Raw genomic sequence first — 20170 nt, 5'->3', positions numbered from 1 at the left:
ACGCTGAACTTGCTTTGCCTGAGGAAACCGTAAAAGGAGCTCCACCATGTCTCGCACGCAGCTGCCCCGCACGCAGATGTCCCGCACGCAGTCCGTCGCGTTGGCCACCGTCGCCGTCCTGGGGGCCGCGGGCCTGGTGGTCCCGGCGCACGCTGCGCAGACGGAGCAGACGGGGACGACGTCTGCCACTCCGACGGCAACGGCAACCGGGACCACCTCCGCAACCGCAACGCCGACCGCCACCCCGAGTCCCACCACCGTGACAACCCCAACGGTCACGGTCACCACCACCCCCACGATCACGCCGACCACCACCACGTCGACGGCCGCGCCCTCCGCCCCGGACATCCTGCAAGCGATGTCCAGCGGCGATTTCTCCAAGATCAGCAAGCCGCAGATCGCGTTGCTCGTGCTGGGCGTCCTCACCACGGTGCTGGGCCTGGCAGTGAGGTTCGACGTGCGCGAGATCGCCGCCGGCCGCTACACCTTCGAAGACTTCATGAAGGAAATGACACAGGAGTAAGCGCGGGCGGACTTCGCGTGACCGGCTAGTCTGGGACGCATGCGAGGCATCATTCTGGCCGGCGGGTCCGGCACGCGCCTGTACCCGATCACGCAGGGCACTTCGAAGCAGCTCATGCCCATTTATGACAAGCCGATGATCTACTACCCGCTGACCACGCTGATCAGCGCAGGTATCCGCGACATTCTCATCATCACCACCCCGGAGGACGCGGGCGCGTTCAAGCGTTTGCTTGGCGACGGCTCACGCTTCGGAGTCATGCTCAACTACGCAGTCCAACCCTCCCCGGATGGGCTCGCGCAGGCCTTCATCATCGGGGAGGATTTCATCGGCGACGACTCGGTCGCACTCGTGCTGGGGGATAACATCTTCGAGGGCACGCAGCTCACCCGGATTCTTGGCGAGACCCGCGACGTGGACGGCGGTGCCATCTTCGCCTACGAGGTCTCGGACCCGCAGCGCTACGGTGTCGTCGAGTTCGATGCAACAGGTACCGCCCTGTCCATCGAGGAAAAGCCGGATACACCGAAGTCCAACTTCGCCGTCGTGGGCCTGTACTTCTACGACAGCAAGGTGGTGGAGATTGCTAAACAGATCACCCCGAGCGCGCGCGGCGAGCTGGAAATCACCAGCGTGAACGAGGCCTACCTGCGCGAGGGCGCGCTGAAGGTCCACCGGCTGCACCGCGGGGACGTGTGGCTAGACACCGGCACCATTGATTCCATGAGCGAGGCCAGCGCGTACGTGGAGGTCATGCAGAAGCGCACCGGTACCATCATCGGCTCGCCCGAGGTGGCCGCCTACCGGGAGGGGTTCATCTCCCGCGACGCGCTCGAGGCCCTCGGCCGCGCCACGCTGAAATCGGGTTACGGGCGCTACTTGTTGGACGCAGCGCGGGACTAGGAGAAGTCACGGGAAAGTCATTTTCCCGCTCTAATTTTTGGTACAATTCTTTTACCCGGAAAACCACCGCGGTCCCCCCTCCCCCAACACCAAGGAGATGCCATGTTGGCAAAAATCACCGCAGCAGCAATGCTCGCACTTACCCTAGGCTTAACACCTCTCGCCCACGCGGATACCCAGGAGCTTGATACCGAAGGTTTTAGCAGCGTTGACCGAAGCCGAATCACTCCGACAGCAGAAGCTGATGCGAAAGCCTTCATCGAACAAAATCGCACTCTTTCCGAAGAGGAATTTTGGCAGGAATTCGACAACCTCAGTCTGGAAACCAAACTCGCAGTCACAGCGGAGCTTGAAGATGCAGCCGCCCTTGCGCACCCAAACGCACAAACGCGATCAGCCTACAGCCGAACCGTTTTAAGTGCTGCTGAGATTGCTCAATGCGGCATCACGCTAGGCGCGTCCAAATGCTACAAAGCAAAGCAACTCGCCGATCACGCTTCCGACGAAGCTATTCGCTTCTATCCGACTTCCTCACACAACGGAAGAGGAGACGCCTGGCGTCACTGCTGGTGGAGCGCATCAATGACAATCGATCTCGGAGAAAATGCAGCGAAACTGATTGGGACTAATCACGAGAAGTTCACAACCGGTCCGCAAGCTGAGAAGGAAATGGACCTATACAACAATGCTCAAGGAAGGTGGGCAGCTGTCGCCGCAGGAAATGACTGGAGAAAAGCAGTCAACTTCTGCCACACATGGTCGGGGAATGGTATTTTAAAAACCTTGAACTAGCCAGATGTGAAATCTCAGGGCTTCAGAGAAATTTGCCCTGAGATCACACGTTCACAATTCGAAGAAAAGCAGGTCAAGTCATTGCGCGTAGGCGAAGTCACAGTACTCATGTCCGTATACGCAAATACGAAAGCTGAAGATCTCGCCTTCGCCCTGAAGAGCCTACAAGCACAGACTCGGCCGCCCGAACGCATTCTCGTAGTTCTCGACGGCCCAATCGCCCAGGACGTCCATTCGCTTCTCAACAACGTCGATACGCTACCGTTGGAAGAAAATGTTGGCCTCGGGAAAGCTCTGGCAGCTGGTCTTCGTGCAGTCGACACCGAATTTGTCGCACGCCTTGACTCGGACGATGCCGCTTTCCCACACCGCATCGAGACTCAGCTCAGTTTCCTCAGTAAGCACCCTGACATCTCGGTAGTCGGCTCCTCGATGAGGGAGTTCAACGAAGCGGGTCACGGCAATATTAGAAAACTGCCGGAATCTCCCTCGGCGATTGCAAAATACGTCCGACTCAACTCCCCAATGAACCACCCTTCGGTAATGTTTCGCACCGCCGACGTACTTGCCGTAGGAGGTTACCGCGATCTACGTGGCATGGAGGACTACGATTTATGGGCACGCATGATCTCGCAGGGGAAGAAACTTTATAATCTCCCAGAACCTCTAACATATTTTCGAGTGGATCAAGACCAGTTCAGACGCCGTTCCGCGAACAACGTACGCGAGGCTGAAAGAGAACTTCAAACCGCGCTGGTTCAGTATGGCCTAGTCTCGCCGGTGCGCGCGCGCCTCAACTTCGTCCTCCGAAACCTCTACCGCGCGCTCCCACTACACCTCATGCAGCGCGCATATGGCGTGCTGTTCCATCGAAGTAAGTGAACACCGTTTTCGCTGACTATTCCTCACAGGCTGCTCACGCGCGTGTACGCCCTACTTTTCCATCGAGACCGGTAACGTATTGAGCGCTATGAACCAATCTCGCGGCGTCGATAAGCATTCGGCGCAATACCCAGGGCGCGAACAGGGCGCGCACGAGTCTTTCACCGACACCTGGCTCATCGTCCCCTGCTACAACGAGGGTCAGGTCATCCAGGACGTGTTGAAGCACGCGCGGGAAACGTTTCCCAATATCGTGGCGGTCAATGACGGCTCGCACGACAACTCCGCCGAGTCGATCCACGCCGCGGGCGCGCACCTGGTCAACCACCCGGTGAACCTTGGTCAGGGCGCCGCGATCCAGACGGGTGTTGAGTACGCGCGTACTCAGCCTGGCGCGAAGTACTTTGTCACCTTCGACGCCGACGGCCAGCACCAGGTCAAAGACGTTAAGCGCATGATCCAGCGGCTGCGCACCGAGCCGATTGACATCGTCGTGGGCACCCGCTTTGCAGGCCAGGAGGAGACGCAGGTGCCGTGGATCAAGCGTCTCGTGCTGAGAACGGTGGTGCTCCTCTCCCCTCGCACCCGCAGACTTGGGCTGACCGACGCGCACAACGGCCTGCGCGCCTTCAATACCAAAGTGGCACACGAGATGAACATCCGTATGAATGGGATGTCGCACGCCTCCGAAATTGTCAGCATGATTGATGCGCAGGGGTGGCGCGTGGCTGAGGAGCCGGTGGACATCCTGTACACCGAGTACTCCATGAGCAAGGGCCAGTCCCTGATCAACGGTGTGAACATCCTCGCCGACGGCATTGTGGCAAGGAGGCTCCCATGATCCAGCTGTTCCTCATCCTGGCGACCCTGGTGCTGGTCATCTACTTCTTCACGCACCGCAAGAAGGCGAACGCGAAGGCGTGGGTCAAGCTCGGCTTCGTGGTGCTCGTCTTCGCGGCAATCTGGGCGATCCTGCGCCCCGACGACGTCACGGTGCTGGCCAACTGGCTCGGGGTGTCTCGCGGCACGGATCTCATGCTGTACGCGCTCATCTTCGCGTTCTTCTTCACCACCATCTCCACGTGGACCCGGTTCCGCGAACAGGAGCTGCGTTATGCCCGCTTGGCCCGCGCGGTAGCCTTGCAGAATGCGGTGCGCCCGGAAGATCCGTACGGCGCAGCGACTCAAGCATCGCAACCTGAATAGGAGCATTTTTACCATGAGTGATACGAAGATCCCACCCCTGATGTGGGCCTTTACGGCCGTGCTCGCCATCGGCACCGGCGTGGGCGGATATCTCATTGGCAACCAGACCGCGACGCCACCCGCCGCGACGGAGACCGCTCAGCAGTCTACCCAGGCAGAGGCCCCGAAGGTGGATGTTGCTCGCCGCGAGGCCGACGACGCCATGGCGCTTGGCGACGTCGACGCCCCCGTCGTCATCTCCGAGTTCTCCGACTGGGCCTGCCCCTACTGCATACGCTTCGCCGCGCAAACGATGCCGGAGATTGTGAAGCAGTACGTGGACACCGGCAAGGTCCGCTTCGAGATGAACGACTTTGTCATCAACGGACAAGGCGCCCTCAACGGGGCGCGCGCCGGCCGCGCCGCTGCGGACCAGGGCAAGTTCTTCGAGTTCCAGGAGGCCTACGTCGCGGCCGCCTCCAAGGTGGAGGGCCACCCGGACTTCTCCCTCGACGAGCTCGCGGGCTTTGCCAAGGAGGCCGGCGTGCCGGACCTCGAGCAGTTCCGCTCGGACGCGGAAAGTGACAAGTACGACCAGGCGCTTTCGGAGGCGAACACGCTCGCCCAGCAGTCCGAGGTCACCGCCACCCCGACCTTTATCATCAACGGCCAGGTGCTCGAGGGCGCGCTGCCCTTTGAGAAGTTTGCCCAGGTCATCGACGCCGAGCTTGAGAAAGCCGGGGCGTAGGGGCCAGCAAAAACTCGTATGCGATTTTCGCTAAGCTAGACAGCCCTAAGTTCAACCGCTCCTCGAGGAGTCCCCCATGTCTCATTTATATCCCGTCCCATCAACTGGCCAGCCGACGGCTATCGAGTTCTTCGCTGGTATCGGCCTCGCGCGAGCCGGGATGTCTGATGCTGGAATTTCGACGGTTTGGGCAAACGACTACGACAAGAATAAATTTGCCATGTACTCGGGCCAGTGGGGCGGCGATGACTTTGCACTGGAAAACGTGTTTGATGTGGACCCCGACCAAGTGCCGCATGCAGACATAGCCTGGTCTTCCTCCCCTTGCACGGATCTGTCACTTGCTGGAAAACGAAGTGGGATCAGCGGTCGGGAATCATCCGCGTTCTTCGGTTTCACCAAAGTCCTCCGCGGCATGGGGGATCGCGGACCAAGCGTGGCAGTCTTGGAGAATGTTGTCGGCCTCGCGTCTTCCCACGGCGGCGACGATCTCCGCGCCGCGATCCGGGAATTCAATGGGCTCGGGTACGCAGTAGATGTCGTCACCATCGATGCACGCCGGTTTGTCCCGCAATCCCGTCCAAGGCTTTTCCTCATAGGCGCAAAGCGACCACTCGAAGGAGGCAAGGACGACACCGCACTGCGACCAGACTCAGTGGCGTGGGTGCACCAAGAGGATGGTTTTCGCACCTTCAAATTTCCTTTCCCACCCATTCCCGCTCCGCGTAAGGAGGGGCTCAGCAGCGAAATCGAGCACCTCGCAGATGATGACCCACGGTGGTGGGACAGCCAGCGAACCGACAACTTTATCCGCTCCATGTCACCGACGCAAAGGCTGCGTGCTGATGGGTTCATCAACGCGCGCGAATTGTCCGCTCGCACTGCTTACCGGAGGACGCGAAACGGTGTGCCTACCTGGGAAATGCGCGCGGAAGACATCGCGGGATGCTTGCGTACGGCACGTGGCGGCTCATCGAAGCAAGCAGTAGCGCTCATGGGAGATGGCAGGATTCGTGTTCGCTGGATGACCGGCCTGGAGTATGCACGCCTCATGGGGGCCGGGTGGTACAACCTCAGAGGATTACGAGAGTCCCAGATTCATTACGGTTTTGGCGATGCGGTAGCTGTACCAGTTGTGTCCTGGCTTTCGCGAGAAGCGCTGGTTCCGCTTACGCTGCAGACTCGAGGGGGTACATATAGTGAGCACGCACTCTAACGACTCAGATGTGAGTCGCGTAGAAAAAGCGCTCATCGAACTTCTCGGTGAAGCGACAGACTGGTATGAGGATCATCGCAAGCGAGACAAAAGTGCAAGAACGAATACGATCAATGTTGGCCTAATCGTCTCCAGGATGGTCCGCGATGGTTTGCCAATCCCCCAGGAACGTCTACTCTCCGAAAATCAAAGTCAGGTTCGCGGCCTTTCTGGCACAGCAATAAAGAAAATCCTGGCTGAACACGGCGAGCACAGAAAATACACCTCTGAAGGTGGGAGAACCTCCCGCGGAACAATCCCTAAGGCACAAGGTCTCGTTGCGCGCTGGAATCGCGTCAACATCGACGGGGTAGACGTTGCAGCTCTAGCGGATCAACTCGAGTCCTTTTTCGTCGAAAAAGCAAAGGTTGATTACTTTGACAAGCAACGGATCAAAGTAGACCTGAATCATCGCAAGCCAGTTTCACTCACGATTGGCGAGATTCTCGAGGCAGCTGCCGCCCGAGAAGACCGTCCCACCGGCGCAGTACTCCAACACCTCATTGGCGCAAAACTTGAGCTCCGTTTCCCGGATCTCGATGTGGGACGGGATAAAGCCAACACAGCGGATCTCCAGACTGACCGCTACGGCGATTTCCAGTTAGGCACCACCGCGTTTCACGTGACCGTTTCTCCAATGGAGAAGCTCATGGACCGATGCCGGGAGAACCTATCCGAAGAGGTACGCCCAGTAATTATCGTTCCCGCATCTCGTGTTCTGGCAGCGAAACAGCTCGCCGAAGTCGCCGCGATTGACCACAGCGTAGGCATAGTCGAGGCAGAATCCTACATTGGGACGAACATCGAGGAGCTCGCTCTGTACAGCTCTGACCAGATCCGTGAAGGCCTCGCTCGCCTCATTCGCCGTTACAACGAACGAATCGCCGATGTCGAATCCGACCTCTCTCTGCGTGTTGACGAGCCGAAATGGCTCAGCAAGATAGCAGACGAGCAAGGCTTCTAAAGGCGAGGGTCTAGGCAGTCGCCCTAGTAGCCGCGGCGGATCCACTCCTCCAGGTGCGGGGCCTCCGCGCCGATGGTGGTATGGTCGCCGTGACCGGTACGCACCACCGTCTCCGCCGGCAGATCCAGTACGGACGTCTGCAGCGAGTGGATGATGGTGTCGAAGGAGGAGAACGAGCGACCTGTAGCGCCCGGGCCGCCCTGGAACAGGGTGTCGCCCGAGAACAGCTCACCGGCCTCCTGCGCGTAGACAACCACGGAGCCGGGCGAGTGGCCCGGGGTGGACAGCACCTTGAGGTCGGTGCCGGCGATCTGGAACGTGGTGCCGTCGACAAGCTGCTCATACTGCGCGTTGGGGTTCTCGCGCTGCCACAGGAAACCGTCGGTGGGGTGCAGGTACACCGGCGCGTTGACCAGCCGAGAGAGCTCTGGTGCGGCGTCGATGTGGTCCGAGTGCCCGTGGGTGGCGATGATGCCCTTGACGCGGCGGTCGCCCACCGCGGCGGCGATGGCGTTGGCGTCGTGGGCGGCGTCGATGATGTAGACCTCGCTGTCGTCGCCGACGATCCAGACGTTGTTGTCCACCTCCCACTCGCCGCCGTCCAGCTTGAACAGGCCGGAGGTCACAACGTTTTCTACGCGGAATGTCATGGTGGTCCCTTCGGGTTCGGTCTGACTAGAACTCGACAACGCTGCGCAACACGTCGCCACGCTTCATCTTGGCAAAAGCGTCCTCCACGTCGCCGACGCCGATGCGCTCGGAGACAAACTCGCCGAGCGGGAAGCGGCCTTGCAGGTGCAGGTCGACGTAGGTGGGGAAATCGCGCTCCGGCAGGCAGTCGCCGTACCAGGCCGGCTTGATGGAGCCGCCGCGACCGTAGACGTCGATAGCCGGCACGTCGATGTGGTCGGTCTGGTTGGGCACGCCCACCATAACCATGCGGCCGGCCAGGTCGCGCGAGTAGAAGGCCTGGCGCCAGGTGGGCTGGATACCCACGGCGTCGATGGCGACGTCGGTGCCGAAGCCGTCGGTGAGCTCGCGGACCTTATCAATGACCTCCTGCTCGCTGAGATCCTTCGCGCACACGGCGTGGGTGGCGCCAAAAGTCTCAGTGGCGGCGTCGCACTTGCGCTGGTCAATGTCCACCGCGATGATCTTCGATGCGCCCGCGAGTGCAGCACCCGCCACTGCGGCCAGGCCAACGCCGCCCAGGCCGAAGACGGCGACGGAATCGCCGCGCTGGATGTCGCCGGTGTTCACGGCCGCACCGAGGCCGGCCATGATGCCGCAGCCGAGCAGGCCCGCGGCCGCCGGATCCTCGTCCGGGTTCACCTTGGTGCACTGCAGCTCGTGGACCAGGGTCTTCTCCGCGAACGAGCCGATGCCCAGCGCCGGGGTGAGCTCGGTGCCGTCCTCCAGGGTCATGCCCTTGGAGGCGTTGTGGGTGTTGAAGCAGTTCTTCGTGTCGCCCTTGCGGCAGGCGCGGCACTCACCGCAGACTGCGCGCCAGTTCAGCACGACAAAATCGCCGGGCGCCACGTGGGTGACGTCCTCGCCGACAGTGTCGACCACGCCAGCGGTCTCGTGGCCGAGGAGGAACGGGTAGGCGTCCTCGATGTCGCCGTCACGGTATGCCAGGTCGGTGTGGCACACACCGGTGGCCTGGACTTTCACCACGACATCGTTGGGGCCCGGCTCCGGGATGACGATGGTGGTGACTTCAACGTCTGCACCCTTTTCGCGAGCGATGACTCCTTGGACCTTTTGGATACTCATAGGGCCCTACCGTACCAGAATTTGGAGATCTGTCACTTATCCGAGCATTACCCCTCACACCAACCAAAATCTTGACACATACCTAGATACGTTTCATACTTAGGTACATGACATTCCCCCAACCTTGGATACGCGCCTTCATGTCGGCTGCGGTCCTCCGATGCCTCGCCGACGGGCCCGCGCACGGCTACGCCATCGCACAATCGCTCGAATCGCTCGGCTTCGGCAGACCAAAGGGCGGCTCCCTCTACCCCGTCCTGGGCAAGCTCGAGAACGCCGACCTCATCGAAGCCCACTGGGCCCCCAGCGAAAGCGGGCCCGGCCGCAAGACCTACTCCATCACCACCAAGGGCAAGGCCGAGCTCTTCGACTACGGCACCCAACTCGACCAGCTCAGGGCGGCGCTTCGCGACGGCCCGGCGCGCACCGACCCCACCAATTCCGCGAACCCCACTACCACCCGAAAGGACACGAAATGAGCTTCTGGACCGACCGCGCAACCCTTGTCCTCACCCTCAACCACGGCTTTTCCCGCGACGCGGCCGAGCAAGCCGCCGCCGATGCCGCAGCGCACGCAGACGCCGACGGGCTCACACCCGAGGCCGCCTTCGGCAAGGCCGACGAGTGGGCAGAATCCCATGCCGCCGAGGTCCGCGACGACCTGGCACACGGTGGCACGGACCCGTTCGTCGGTCAGGGACTGGCGCGCCCACCGCGCCTGGCCTGGATCTTCTTCGTCGCCACGGCAGGCTTCGCCATCGGACTCACCGTCGCCACCTGGAACGAAGACGTCACCCTTGGCATGGCGATCACCCCGGCGGTCCTCGCGCTCGGGCTGAGCGCCACGCTGGCAACGTACTGGAATCTCTACACCCGCATGGCGAAGTGGAAGGCCGGTGCCATTTCCGCCATCCCGCTCGTGGCGTTCAGCCTCATCGGTGCGTGGCTCATTTCGGCGCTGAGCACGATCGACCTGCCGTTTGGCAACGGGTGGAGCCTGATCCTCGCGCTTATCATGTCGGCCGCGGCGTTCTTCTTGCCGTGGAAGAAGCAGACGCCCGACGACGCCACACACACCACTCCTGCCGCCGGCGATTGGGACAGCACGGTCGCCGGGGAGTTACGCGCCCGTGGTGAGTACCGCGAGCGCGAGATCCGCGAAGTGCTTGCGGAGGCCCACGCGTTCGCCGAGGAAAACGGCACGACGGTGGAGGAAGAATTCGGCGACGCAAAGCGCTACGCGCACAGCCTTCCGTCGCGCCCGAAGCGTAAGTTGCAGCGCGCCGCCAGCATCAACGCCGGCGTATTCTTGCTCATGCTCGCCAACATGGCGCTCAACTACTTCAGCGAAGACGGGCCAAACATGTTCGGCATCGTCATGTTCAGCATCGCCGCGGTATGCTCCGCCGCGGCAGCGATCTACTCACTGCTTAAGATGCGGCAATCATAGCCGCGACGTGGGCGTGGCCGCGCTGGTTCACGTGGATGGGCAGATTGCCCGGCCCGCCGTAGAAGTCTACGAGGCCGGCCCACATGCGCTGGTTATCCGGTGAGCACATGTTGTTGTTCCAGGTGGACGGCTTCATGTCCAGGAACTCCACACCGGTCGCGCGCGCAAGGTCAACCTGCGCCCACTGCGCGGAGTCCTCCCACTCCTGCACCGCCGCGAACGGGGTGTAGTCCGACACGTTCGGCGCTACATGGAAGAGGCAGACGCGATCACCCTGCGTGATCTTGGGGTAGCCGACGATCTGGATGCGCGCGTTGGGGGCGGCGGCGCGAATGCGGTTGATCTGCGGCACCATGGCGGCGACAAAGTCGCGTCGAAAAGCGGCTCGATCGCGCCCGTCGTTGTGGTAAGTGTCGTTGAAACCGGTGGAGATGATCACGCGGGCCGTGCTGGGGGTCAGGCCGCCCTCGTTGACGGCGCGGGTGACCTGGGAGGCGAACTGCGGCCCCTTCTGGATAGAGACCGTGCCCGTGCAGGAGTAGTCCCAGGCGGGCAGCCCGAGTCGGCCGGCCGCCTGCTTGCCCCAGCTGGTTGGCGAGGTCGGGCACCACGTGGTCACGGAAGAGGAACCGCGCGGGTCCAGCCCGAGCTTGCCCGCCGCCCACTGCGGGCCGCTCGGGTCCGCGATAACGGAGTCGCCGAGGATGACCAGGTTTCGCTCCTGCGCCTGCGCGGCCGGTGCGACGGCCGTGCCGGCAGCCCCGACGGAGCCGATGGTGGCCAGGACCGCTGCGCAGGTGGCGGCAACCTTGGTACGAAGTGAAGTGCGCGTCATGTTCCGTATGCTCCTTGTGGCGGCATTATGTACAGGATGTGTATCCCCAAGTCGTGGACAAACGTTACCCGTGCCATACTTTCACCACAACATAAGTCACATACGTTTACTGAATTAACATCCCAAATCATTTTTTACGACTAAGCAGATACACTGTGTCTGCCAGCTTTTCAGGGAAAGAAGGACCTCGCGCCATGCCGCACCCCGCACTCTCTCCCGTGGGCCGCGCCGCGTTCACCGCGCGCTCCGCGGTCCGCTTCCTCCGCGCCGCCACCCGCGCCGGCTTCATCAGCGCCGAAGGCGGGCCGAAAGCCCTGTTCACCCTCGCGCCCGCGCTCGCGCGCTACCACTTCACCACCGCGCGCGAGGTCGAGCAGGGCGCCGCGGCAGTGCCCGAGCGCACCGCGCTTATCGACGACGACGGCCTCCTCACCTACCGCCAGCTCCGCGACCACTCGCGCGCCCTCGGCCGCTGGATGCTTGACGTCCAGCGCACGCAGGCCCTCGACGCGCTGCGCATCGGCGTGATGGCGCGCAACGGCCGTGGCATCATCCTGCCCCTCGCGGCGAAGGGCTACACCGGCGGCACGATCTTCCTGCTCAACATCGGTTCCTCCCCCGAGCAGCTGGCCGGCATCATCGCGGAAAACGACATCAACATCCTGTTCATCGACGACGAGTTCGCCGACCGCATCCCCGAGGGGATCGACCACGTCACCACGGTGTGGGCGCACACTTCCCGCGACCACGGCGACGAGCTCACCCAAGCCGGCATCATCGCCCGCGGCACCCGCGACCTCCCCGCACTCCCCACCTTCCCCGCGCACGGCGACATGGTGCTCATGTCATCGGGCACCTCCGGCATCCCCAAAGGCATCCTCCGCCCCGAGCCGAAGCTGCCGATCGTGGTAGCCGGCTACCTCGAAGCCATGCCGTTCCGCTCCGGCCACACCATCCAGATGACGGCGTCCATCTTCCACACCTGGGGGTGGTCCGCGCTCAACATCACGCTCGGCGTGCGCGGCACCGTGGTGACCCAGCGCGTCTTCGATCCCGAGAACGTGTTCCGACAGATCCAGAACTTCCGCTGCGACGGGCTCGTCTCCTCCCCTGTCTTCTTCAAACAGATGCTGGACGTCCCCGGCAACGAGCGCTACGAGACCTCGCACCTGAAGTTCATCGGCTCGGCCGGCAACGCGCTCACCCCCGCCATCATTGAGCGCATGCACGAGCGCTTCGGCCCCATCCTGGCCAACATCTACGGCTCCACCGAACTCGCCCTCGCCGCGGCCGCTGACCCGGAACTGCTGGCCAGCGACTTCTCCGTCGCCGGCCGCGTCCCGCCGGGCACGGTGCTCAAGCTTTACGACGCCAACGACCAGGAAGTCCCCCAAGGCGAAGTCGGCCGCATCTTCCTCAACAACGAAACGGCCCTGCGCGGCTACACCAACCCGGACACACCCATCGTGACCATCGACGGCCTCGTCGAGATGGGCGACCTCGGCTACTTCGACGAGCACGGCTACCTCCACGTCTTAAGCCGCAACGACGACATGATCATCGTCGGCGGCGAGAACGTGCACCCGCAATCCGTCACCGAGGTCCTGGAGAAGATGCCGGGGGTGGACGAGCTCCACTCCGGCGGCGTCGACGACCCCGACACCTTCAAGCGCATCGCGGTGTGGGTCGTGCGCGAACGCTCCGACGCCGGCGCGCGCCTGACTCCCCAGGCAATTCGCGACTGGGTCCGAGCCCATTTGGCTGACCACTCCATCCCCCGCGACGTAAACTTCGTGGACAAGCTTCCGCGCAACGCGACGGGCAAGGTTGTCCCCCGCCTCCTGCCGGAAAGCCGCCGCGACACATAAGTCCCGAGGACCAGGGCGCCAGCTCTTATCCCTGGGAGGAAGGAGCCCCATGGGAGCCGCTGCCCCCAGCACACGCGACAACGCCCGCGCACCATTCCTCCTCGCCCTCGCGTTCCTCATCACCGCCGGGTGGTCAGCGAACCACTTCGCCTCAGTGCTGGTGCTGCTGCGCCGCGACCACGACGTCTCCGCAGTGTTAGCCAACAGCGCTTACGGCATCTACGCGGTTGGGCTCTTCCCCAGCCTGCTCATCGGCGGGTGGGTCGCCGACCGCTTCGGGTCGCGCCCCGCCGTCGTTGCGGGCACCGTCATCGCGGCCGCAGGCAACGCCTACCTCATGCTGGGTATCCCCGGGCACGGGTTGCTCCTCGGCCGCTTCGTTGTCGGGCTCGGGGTGGGGCTGGTCGTCAGCGCCGGCACTGCCTGGGCCGGCAGACTCCGCGGCGCGGGCGGTGCCACCGCCGCGGGCATCGCCCTGACCACCGGGTTCATGCTCGGTCCGGTCTCCTCCGGTGTGGTCGCCCACCTGGCCGCAGACGCGGTGAAGGTCCCGTTCGTGGTGCCGATTGTGATGGCTGTGGGGGTGATGGTGGCGTCGATACGCATGCGCGACGACGGCGCGCCTGCGGTGACGAAGACTGCTGAGACTCGCCCGGGCCACAGCGAGGTCAAGGCGCTCGCGACTGCGGTGCCGATGGGGATATGGGTTTTCGCCTCGATCACGACCGCGATGGTGGTGCTGGCCGGGCGCACCGACTTTGCCATCGGCGCGGCGTTTATGCCTGGTGTGGCCGCGGTGCTGGGCTTTAGCGTGGCGCTGGCCGTGCAGGCGCTCGCGCGGCGCGGGCAGTGGGGGCTGCGCGCGGGTGTGGTCGGGGCGCTCGGTGCGGCCGGTGGCATGGCGCTCATCGCGGTTGGCGGGGCACGGCCGTCTGCTTGGGTGTTTGTGGCGGCGACCGCGCTGCTCGGGCTGGCGTACGGGCTGTGCCTTCGCGAGGGGCTTCTCGACGTCGACGAGTACACCCCACCCGACAAACGCGGCCGCGTCATCGGGCTGTACTACGTGGCCACCTACATCGGGTTCGGGGTCTCGCCGCTCATTGCGTGGACCACGCCGCGCGTCGGGCCGAGCCTGCCGTTTGCGGTCTTCGCCGTGCTGGCTGCGTGCTCCGCGCTCATCCGCAGCGTGCAGATCCGGCGCGGGTACCTGGTGCGCGAGGTTGTTGGGAGTTGAGGTTTCGTCGGTGTGGCGTCCTGGGCGTGACGTCCTAGATGGAGCTAGCTCCGTTTGGCCGATGCGGGCGACGGCGACCTGGGGCTTTACGGAGCGGGCGGGTGCAAATGGAGCTAGCTCCGTTTGGACAATGCAATCCCACGGGTTGGAGTGTGATGAATCGCGTCGCTAGTGCCGAGAATCATTACCCCTACTCATATCCGGATAGCTGCTGCGATAGCAAAACAACCCGCGTAGGCGGTAAGATTCCCGGCAATGACTGACAATGCTTCCCGGGTCGCTCCCCCGCCTCGTATCTATCTGGCGTATGTGAAACGTCTCTACCTAGATGACCCTTCCTCGGCTTTACAAGTTTTGGCAGGTGCTAGTTTCGACGAAACAACCGTTCTCAACTGGATCGAAGAGGGGAAACAGATAAACCATGATATCTGGTATGAGGACCTTCCCATTGATAATCTCCCTCATCCCAGTGCTGCACCGCGTGAAATCCTCATCCATTTTACCGGTGATTTTATGGACGAGGACTACTGTAATCAGGATCTCCAATGGTCGGATCCGGTAGGACGTAAAGCTCGCGTCCCAGATAATTTCCTTGGAATCGTGCGTCCCCAACCTGAACGAGAAGGAACACAAAACGAAGACGGTTATTTAGGCGATAACACGTACCTGTGGCGGGTCCCATGCCCATGGAAGAGTCGCTACTTGCTGTCACCGTTTACTGAAAGTAGTAACGAAAACATTAATTACGGTCGCCCTTGGTCGGTCTAAGTATTGCTTCAAGGGCCTATAGATTCCGTGAGGTGACCCACTTCTCACCCCGGATTTCCTGCGGCAACCCGGCGCGCCAAACCAACGAAGAAACCCCAGCTAAAACGGTGCGAACTGGGGTTTTGTGCCCGGCCTTGGTCCAAATGGAGCTAGCTCCGTTTGGACAATGCAGCCTCGCCGGTTCGAGTGCGTTGATCTCGTGGCTGAGGCTTGCAATCAATGCCCTGCTCATATCCGGATAGCTGCGACAGACCATTCTTCTTCGAGGGGAAGATCACCCAAGATCGATTCAAAATCACGGGAGATGATCACGGGGCGGAATCCTTCTGCATAGAACGTTACTTCTTTGGTCTTTTCTCCCCTGACCTTCAACGCGATTTTTCCTTGCTCAGGTGTGCGGTGTCGAACTACAGCATGATCGACGAGCGCTACAGCACTTGCCCAGGATTCCTTGTCTATATCTGCAAGGCAGTGCCCCGAATAGAAGTCGGGAAAGGAATTCCGCTGTACTGGAGAGATTCCAGGGCGTGAAATTCTCTTCATGGCGACCGACCGAAGGTCCGAAATGATAGCTACAGGGAGCGCCAAGTCCCACACAGCGAAGAGCTGCCGAAGGGGCAATCGGCCCTCCGCAGAGCGGACATTTACATGTATTTGGATAGCTTGTAGCTCTTTGTTCATGTTGCGTGTGACGTCATTGAGTTCCCAGAGACCCGAAGAGACTTCCTCGTTCAAGGAATTCCCGGTGCTGGCGAAGCCAAGCGATAATTCTGCCCACCTAAAGCGATCAAAGAGTAGGTCTACGTCTACTTCCACGGCGGCTGAAGCAGAAGTCTCAAGGATGATGTAGTTGTCCTCGTACACGGTGTATGTCACACCCCGCAGGGTAGCGTCACTTCTACACCCCAAACCACGCCAGGGGCATCAGCATCATCGTTGATCTCCACATCGACGTCGCCTCGAAATACCGTTTGACCGTGATTCTTGCAGATAGCACGTGCGGTAGCCCGATTTCAGCGACCGCCCCACCAGGAATAGAATTTTGGTACCCGTCCCTACCTTTCGGAACCCCTGGCCATGGGGTCCTTTCGCCCAAAGCTCAATACGTACCGTAGCAGTTCTTGCGGGCCAGAAACCTGATCCCACCATCCGTGGACACTGGCCGCCCTAGGTCCTTCAGATGTAGAAATATGCGGGAGGTCGAAAAACGAGATTTGAATCTGAATGGCTGCGGAAACAATCCATATGGATTGACATGTTCCTGTTCCTGCGGATCATTCAAATCGACTGCGTAGGATACCGTGGGTGCCTGTCCGAACGTGCTGGCTTGAGTGTTCAGACCACCGATTTAGTAACGCCATGGTGAGGATCGAGTAACGCCCGGGTGAGTATCCAGTAACACCCGGGCGTTTGGGGGATGGGCGGGGAGCTTCCTCGGACGTCCCCCGGTGGGGTCGAACAAGCGCATCTTCGTTCTTACCCAGTCCACCTGCATAGTGTGAGCTGGTGCGTGCACGATCCAGGCGGTTACCCCGGTGGCATCAACATGCTGCGCTACAAGCTGGCGAAACCGCTCGTAGCTGTAGTACCGCTGCCCCGGCAGCGCTGGCGTTGAGGTGTACTTCCCCCACAGAACCTGCAGCGTGGTCTTATGTCTTCCGGTCCGTGCTTTCACCACGGAATCGAAATCGATCGGGACGAACACACCCTGACCTGTGGATCCTCCGTCATGAAACAGCACAGCTACGGCTTCATCATTAAGCCCAGCAATCTGGGCCGTGGTCGTGATCTGCTCTGCTTGCAGCACTTTACGAACTTTTTGCACGGTGGAATGCGAGCATCCAATCGACGCTGTGATCTGGCGAACGGACCAACCTTTGAGCACAAGGTCCATCACCGCCCTGTAGTCAGTCACAATCGGACTCCTTTGGCAATGCCGCGTGCCCTGAAGTCACGCGGTCACCAAAGAATTTCCCCGAAAGTTCAAGCGTTACTCGATACTCACCATCGCGTTACCCGATACTCACCACGGTGTTACTAAATGCACGCGCGCAACAGCTTGAGCGGGCGAAATGAATGAGATGATGGTTAAAACGCAAAAACTCATTGCACTCGCTTGCTCATACCGAGAGTCTTATTGGGTAGTGGCCTACTGCGGATGCTCCTCGCTGTAACGCAGCAAGGTATCCGCAACAATCAGGACTCCAAGCTCAGCTTCGTCACGCAGCTGTGCTTCGGAGTACGCAACGCCCTTGATGATTCGATGCTCAGCGTGGATAACACTCGCAGTCTGCTGGTCCACGCGGAAGACAACCGGCCACAGCGCACGATTATTAAAGTCGCTGATCCAATTGAGGTCCTCCGCTTTCGGCTGACGCGCCTGGATCATCCCACCAATACCAATGTTCGTGTCCTGGTCAACGGCGTAGATAGGAACCCCATTGACCTTAGTAAGCAACCCACCAGTCGACAGCTGCGAGCAGCTAAGCCCCAGAGAGGAGAGTGCCTCCCCAATAGATTCGACGGATGCTTCACGCAACGCCGGCTTCTTCTTTCCAAACCATCCCATGGCCTTACTCCGTTCCTTCGAAAAGAGCTTCGATCTTTCCCAGCGCGTCGAACCCGACCTGCAAGCTGGCGTCGATGAGCGTGTCCAGCTGGAATTGGGACACACCTTGGGTGAAGTTGAAGTGATTGCGAAAGACAACCGTCCTGCGTCCCTCTATGACATTAGGAACCACTTTGCCGAAAGCGAGGTTGTCGTTCGTCGCATTGATAGCGTTCATTGCCGCAAGCTGCTCGCCTGACGGGATTGTTTGAGAGGACTCAATGCGGACACTGAAATATTCACCCTCGGGAACGAAGATGGCAACACCTTGCGGAAATTGGGCGCCCCAATCGCCGTTGTCCTCTCTCGCAGAAATCTGCAACGTATTCAGAGACTTGACGAGCATAGGGACAGAGAAGGTCGTGATGTCTTTATATGAACTCATTTTGCTCCTGCTGAGTTAGGTGTTGATGAGACGTTTGGGGTCAGGTGAGTCGTTCTCTTGCCTAGGAGTCGCCCCTATTCCCGCGCTTCACTGGAGCCATCCGCGATGATGCGCCCTAGGGATCCGATGATGACTGCGGTAATTAAGTATCCGCTGACCGCATAATTGAAAAGGCCGCTACACATCTCATCGCTGAGAATGTCGTAGATCAGAAAAACCGGGGCTAGTAAAACCATCACGACTAAGAAACGGAATGGAGAAAGCACCTTTCGCTTCACTGAAAGGTGGACAAGGTACCCCATTGCCATGATGCATAAGGAGATGAATATCGCGACCGCTGCGCCAAAGACCACATAGATCATATTTCTCCCTGAATTCATCTGGGGGTGGCCACCACAACCTGGAACAACTGGCGCGCCAGACCTACGATGAAGTCCCAGCTAAAACGGTGTTCTAACTGGGGTTTTGGTGGAGCCGCCTGCGAGAATCGAACTCGCGACCTTTTCATTACGAGTGAAACGCTCTGCCGACTGAGCTAAGGCGGCCGGACAACGCACAAAGTGACGCTGTACCGGAAAGTGATTGTAGTGCAGAAACCGGCAAATAATAAACCAGCAGGTCAGCGCACGCCGCAGGCGATGCGCAGGTGTCCGATCATGCCGTTGAACGCCACGGTCGGCGTCACGGACTGGTGCAGGCGGGCGCGACACTGCGCGATCGCGTCCTGGCAGGCGACCAGGCCGGCGGCGGGCACGCGGTCCGCTACCTCGCGGGCAAGTGGCTCGAAGTCGGGGTGCGTCAGCGGGACGTCGGCACCCGACTGCACCACCAGCGCATCCCGGTACACGCCGGCGAGGTCCACCAGGACCAGGTCGAAAACGTCGCGCTTGCGCCGGGTGCCGCGCGCTTTCTGCCGCGATTCGAGTTCCTTGATGGAGGCGGCCGCCCCGCGCAGCGCCTTCGCCGCGCCCTTCCCCTTCGCGCCCATGCCCAGGGCCTGCTCGAGTTTGGCGCGCTCGGCGGCATCTTCCTCCGCGTAAGCGTCGACAGCCTCTTTCTCCGTCGCCTTGACCAGCGCCCCCACCGCTTGGAACGCCTGCGCGCCGTGGAAAATCAGCTCGGCCAGGTTGATCGCGCGGGCGCGGCGCTGCTGGATGTCCGGGTTGCGCACCAGCAGGCGCGCGCGGCCCACGTGGCGCAGCGAGGTCGCCGCGGCCAGGCGCGCGTCGTGCTCGCTCGCACCCTCCTCGTCCATAAGGATGCGCACGAGCTCCGACTCGGACGGCGACGGGATATAGAGGTGCCTGCAACGAGAGCGCAGGGTTTGCGAGAAGTCCTCGGGGTCCGTCGACGGCGCGAGCATGATGATCACGGTGCGCTCCGGCGGCTCCTCCACCGTCTTGAGCAGGGCGTCCGCGGCGGCCGGGTGGAGGCGATCCGCGTTCTCGATGATCAGGACGCGGTGCGCGGCCACCGTGGGCATCCGGGCCGCCTGCGCGACGATGTCCCGGATGTACTCGGTTTTGATGATCAGTTCCTTGGGCACCACGTGCACCACGTCGGCGTGCTGGTCCGCCAGCGCGTCGCGGCACCCGGCGCAGCGGCCGCAGCCCACCTCGTGTGGGTCCGTGCACACCAGCGCCGCGGCGAACGCCATCGCGGCCTGCGAGCGCCCTGAGCCCGGCGGGCCCGTGAACAGCCAGGAGTGGGTCATTGCGTATTGGTCCGCGGGGGCGTCGATAAGCAACTGCTCGCGCGCAGACGCTGCGGCGAACAAGATGACGTCGCGCACGTGGGGTGCGTCGGCGAGGCGCTCTGCGACGCTGCGTGGATTGGCTGGCTGAGTCACGCTGCTCTAGCCTACTAGTGTTATGTCCATAGAGTTTTTGGACAAGGAGTCCAATGACTTTTTGGACACGGAATCTATGGAGTTCTTGGACAGTTTCTAGCGGGTCATTCTGGTGGCCTGCGCTTCGGTCGGGGTTTGGACAGTT

Annotated in this window: 23 protein-coding genes and 1 tRNA gene; 14 read left to right on the top strand and 10 right to left on the bottom strand. The window is 61.3% G+C overall.

Going from position 1 to position 20170, the window contains the following annotated elements; all coding sequences use genetic code 11:
* The first annotated feature begins 46 nt into the window (after nt 1-46).
* The 9 genes from EAW56_RS00120 (at nt 47) to EAW56_RS00080 (ending at nt 7252) form a co-directional block, all read left to right on the top strand.
* Nucleotides 47-523 (top strand): hypothetical protein, encoded by a 477-nt coding sequence (locus EAW56_RS00120; RefSeq protein WP_122084594.1) that lies wholly within the window; start codon nt 47-49, stop codon nt 521-523.
* Between the two features lie 39 nt (nt 524-562).
* Complete coding sequence (gene rfbA, locus EAW56_RS00115; protein ID WP_122084592.1) at nt 563-1426, top strand: glucose-1-phosphate thymidylyltransferase RfbA; 864 nt, start codon at nt 563-565, stop codon at nt 1424-1426.
* Between the two features lie 102 nt (nt 1427-1528).
* Nucleotides 1529-2218 carry a DUF6973 domain-containing protein gene (locus EAW56_RS12495; protein WP_133064815.1) on the top strand — a complete coding sequence of 230 codons (690 nt, stop codon included), beginning with the start codon at nt 1529-1531 and terminating at the stop codon, nt 2216-2218.
* Nucleotides 2219-2224: 6 nt separating this feature from the next.
* Nucleotides 2225-3100 (top strand): glycosyltransferase, encoded by an 876-nt coding sequence (locus EAW56_RS00105; protein WP_239215572.1) that lies wholly within the window; start codon nt 2225-2227, stop codon nt 3098-3100.
* 88 nt (nt 3101-3188) lie between these two features.
* Nucleotides 3189-3941 carry a glycosyltransferase family 2 protein gene (locus tag EAW56_RS00100; RefSeq protein ID WP_122084590.1) on the top strand — a complete coding sequence of 251 codons (753 nt, stop codon included), beginning with the start codon at nt 3189-3191 and terminating at the stop codon, nt 3939-3941.
* Entirely contained in the window at nt 3938-4306 is a 369-nt protein-coding gene (locus EAW56_RS00095; RefSeq protein WP_095275334.1) for a DUF2304 domain-containing protein, read from the top strand. The genes EAW56_RS00100 and EAW56_RS00095 overlap by 4 nt, the downstream gene beginning before the upstream one ends.
* A 13-nt stretch (nt 4307-4319) precedes the next feature.
* Nucleotides 4320-5033: a DsbA family protein gene (locus tag EAW56_RS00090; protein WP_244213297.1), complete on the top strand. Its 714-nt coding sequence runs from the start codon at nt 4320-4322 to the stop codon at nt 5031-5033.
* Nucleotides 5034-5109: 76 nt separating this feature from the next.
* Nucleotides 5110-6249 (top strand): DNA cytosine methyltransferase, encoded by a 1140-nt coding sequence (locus EAW56_RS00085; RefSeq protein ID WP_122084589.1) that lies wholly within the window; start codon nt 5110-5112, stop codon nt 6247-6249.
* A gap of 10 nt (nt 6250-6259) precedes the next feature.
* Nucleotides 6260-7252, top strand: a complete 993-nt coding sequence (locus EAW56_RS00080; protein WP_208636468.1) for a DUF4928 family protein — start codon at nt 6260-6262, stop codon at nt 7250-7252.
* 23 nt (nt 7253-7275) lie between these two features.
* Here the strand turns inward: EAW56_RS00080 and EAW56_RS00075 are convergent, their stop codons facing one another.
* Nucleotides 7276-7902: an MBL fold metallo-hydrolase gene (locus EAW56_RS00075; RefSeq protein WP_095553297.1), complete on the bottom strand. Its 627-nt coding sequence runs from the start codon at nt 7900-7902 to the stop codon at nt 7276-7278.
* 25 nt (nt 7903-7927) lie between these two features.
* A complete protein-coding gene (locus tag EAW56_RS00070; protein ID WP_122084587.1) occupies nt 7928-9028 on the bottom strand; it encodes an S-(hydroxymethyl)mycothiol dehydrogenase in 1101 nt (366 codons plus the stop codon).
* A 107-nt stretch (nt 9029-9135) separates the two neighbouring features.
* Between EAW56_RS00070 and EAW56_RS00065 the strand changes: the two genes are divergently transcribed.
* Both EAW56_RS00065 and EAW56_RS00060 read left to right on the top strand, forming a co-directional pair.
* Entirely contained in the window at nt 9136-9507 is a 372-nt protein-coding gene (locus EAW56_RS00065) for a PadR family transcriptional regulator (RefSeq protein WP_122084586.1), read from the top strand.
* Complete coding sequence (locus EAW56_RS00060; RefSeq protein WP_095547723.1) at nt 9504-10478, top strand: hypothetical protein; 975 nt, start codon at nt 9504-9506, stop codon at nt 10476-10478. The genes EAW56_RS00065 and EAW56_RS00060 overlap by 4 nt, the downstream gene beginning before the upstream one ends.
* Here EAW56_RS00060 and EAW56_RS00055 read toward each other — a convergent pair.
* A complete protein-coding gene (locus EAW56_RS00055; RefSeq protein WP_095553293.1) occupies nt 10459-11313 on the bottom strand; it encodes a GDSL-type esterase/lipase family protein in 855 nt (284 codons plus the stop codon). The two genes, EAW56_RS00060 and EAW56_RS00055, sit on opposite strands and share 20 nt — an antisense overlap.
* Before the next feature lie 194 nt (nt 11314-11507).
* Between EAW56_RS00055 and EAW56_RS00050 the strand changes: the two genes are divergently transcribed.
* The 3 genes from EAW56_RS00050 (at nt 11508) to EAW56_RS12910 (ending at nt 15183) form a co-directional block, all read left to right on the top strand.
* Nucleotides 11508-13181: an AMP-binding protein gene (locus tag EAW56_RS00050; RefSeq protein WP_122084584.1), complete on the top strand. Its 1674-nt coding sequence runs from the start codon at nt 11508-11510 to the stop codon at nt 13179-13181.
* A 49-nt stretch (nt 13182-13230) separates the two neighbouring features.
* Nucleotides 13231-14415 carry an MFS transporter gene (locus EAW56_RS00045; protein WP_122084582.1) on the top strand — a complete coding sequence of 395 codons (1185 nt, stop codon included), beginning with the start codon at nt 13231-13233 and terminating at the stop codon, nt 14413-14415.
* A gap of 255 nt (nt 14416-14670) precedes the next feature.
* A complete protein-coding gene (locus EAW56_RS12910; RefSeq protein ID WP_244213296.1) occupies nt 14671-15183 on the top strand; it encodes a hypothetical protein in 513 nt (170 codons plus the stop codon).
* A 228-nt stretch (nt 15184-15411) separates the two neighbouring features.
* On the opposite strand, the gene EAW56_RS00035 is transcribed toward EAW56_RS12910, so the two are convergent.
* The 7 genes from EAW56_RS00035 to EAW56_RS00005 all read right to left on the bottom strand — a co-directional run bounded on the left by EAW56_RS00035 (nt 15412) and on the right by EAW56_RS00005 (nt 20025).
* Nucleotides 15412-16059: a hypothetical protein gene (locus EAW56_RS00035; protein WP_122084581.1), complete on the bottom strand. Its 648-nt coding sequence runs from the start codon at nt 16057-16059 to the stop codon at nt 15412-15414.
* Between the two features lie 472 nt (nt 16060-16531).
* Nucleotides 16532-17098, bottom strand: coding sequence for a helix-turn-helix domain-containing protein (locus EAW56_RS00030; protein ID WP_122084579.1), 567 nt, complete (start codon nt 17096-17098; stop codon nt 16532-16534).
* A 234-nt stretch (nt 17099-17332) separates the two neighbouring features.
* Nucleotides 17333-17752, bottom strand: a complete 420-nt coding sequence (locus tag EAW56_RS00025; protein WP_122084578.1) for a hypothetical protein — start codon at nt 17750-17752, stop codon at nt 17333-17335.
* 4 nt (nt 17753-17756) lie between these two features.
* The gene (locus EAW56_RS00020; RefSeq protein ID WP_244213295.1) at nt 17757-18137 is read right to left on the bottom strand and encodes a hypothetical protein; all 381 of its coding nucleotides are present in this window, start codon (nt 18135-18137) and stop codon (nt 17757-17759) included.
* Between the two features lie 113 nt (nt 18138-18250).
* Nucleotides 18251-18538, bottom strand: a complete 288-nt coding sequence (locus tag EAW56_RS00015; protein WP_095275179.1) for a hypothetical protein — start codon at nt 18536-18538, stop codon at nt 18251-18253.
* Nucleotides 18539-18645: 107 nt separating this feature from the next.
* Nucleotides 18646-18721, bottom strand: a tRNA-Thr gene (locus EAW56_RS00010).
* A gap of 74 nt (nt 18722-18795) precedes the next feature.
* Nucleotides 18796-20025: a DNA polymerase III subunit delta' gene (locus tag EAW56_RS00005; protein WP_122084576.1), complete on the bottom strand. Its 1230-nt coding sequence runs from the start codon at nt 20023-20025 to the stop codon at nt 18796-18798.
* Between the last annotated feature and the right edge of the window lie 145 nt (nt 20026-20170).

This window comes from Corynebacterium gottingense, assembly GCF_003693265.1.
GTDB lineage: Bacteria > Actinomycetota > Actinomycetes > Mycobacteriales > Mycobacteriaceae > Corynebacterium > Corynebacterium gottingense.
This window is presented reverse-complemented; position numbering and strand designations above follow the sequence as displayed.

Coding starts and splice junctions, on each gene's coding strand:
- EAW56_RS00120 (WP_122084594.1), top strand. CDS start 47: ATGTCTCGCACGCAGCTGCCCCGCACGCAGATGTCCCGCACGCAGTCC.
- EAW56_RS00020 (WP_244213295.1), bottom strand. CDS start 18,137: ATGCTCGTCAAGTCTCTGAATACGTTGCAGATTTCTGCGAGAGAGGAC.
- EAW56_RS00065 (WP_122084586.1), top strand. CDS start 9,136: ATGACATTCCCCCAACCTTGGATACGCGCCTTCATGTCGGCTGCGGTC.
- EAW56_RS12910 (WP_244213296.1), top strand. CDS start 14,671: ATGACTGACAATGCTTCCCGGGTCGCTCCCCCGCCTCGTATCTATCTG.
- EAW56_RS00075 (WP_095553297.1), bottom strand. CDS start 7,902: ATGACATTCCGCGTAGAAAACGTTGTGACCTCCGGCCTGTTCAAGCTG.
- EAW56_RS00070 (WP_122084587.1), bottom strand. CDS start 9,028: ATGAGTATCCAAAAGGTCCAAGGAGTCATCGCTCGCGAAAAGGGTGCA.
- EAW56_RS00015 (WP_095275179.1), bottom strand. CDS start 18,538: ATGATCTATGTGGTCTTTGGCGCAGCGGTCGCGATATTCATCTCCTTA.
- EAW56_RS00025 (WP_122084578.1), bottom strand. CDS start 17,752: ATGGGATGGTTTGGAAAGAAGAAGCCGGCGTTGCGTGAAGCATCCGTC.
- EAW56_RS00090 (WP_244213297.1), top strand. CDS start 4,320: ATGAGTGATACGAAGATCCCACCCCTGATGTGGGCCTTTACGGCCGTG.
- EAW56_RS00050 (WP_122084584.1), top strand. CDS start 11,508: ATGCCGCACCCCGCACTCTCTCCCGTGGGCCGCGCCGCGTTCACCGCG.
- EAW56_RS00055 (WP_095553293.1), bottom strand. CDS start 11,313: ATGACGCGCACTTCACTTCGTACCAAGGTTGCCGCCACCTGCGCAGCG.
- EAW56_RS00095 (WP_095275334.1), top strand. CDS start 3,938: ATGATCCAGCTGTTCCTCATCCTGGCGACCCTGGTGCTGGTCATCTAC.
- EAW56_RS00100 (WP_122084590.1), top strand. CDS start 3,189: ATGAACCAATCTCGCGGCGTCGATAAGCATTCGGCGCAATACCCAGGG.
- rfbA (WP_122084592.1), top strand. CDS start 563: ATGCGAGGCATCATTCTGGCCGGCGGGTCCGGCACGCGCCTGTACCCG.
- EAW56_RS00045 (WP_122084582.1), top strand. CDS start 13,231: ATGGGAGCCGCTGCCCCCAGCACACGCGACAACGCCCGCGCACCATTC.
- EAW56_RS00085 (WP_122084589.1), top strand. CDS start 5,110: ATGTCTCATTTATATCCCGTCCCATCAACTGGCCAGCCGACGGCTATC.
- EAW56_RS12495 (WP_133064815.1), top strand. CDS start 1,529: ATGTTGGCAAAAATCACCGCAGCAGCAATGCTCGCACTTACCCTAGGC.
- EAW56_RS00060 (WP_095547723.1), top strand. CDS start 9,504: ATGAGCTTCTGGACCGACCGCGCAACCCTTGTCCTCACCCTCAACCAC.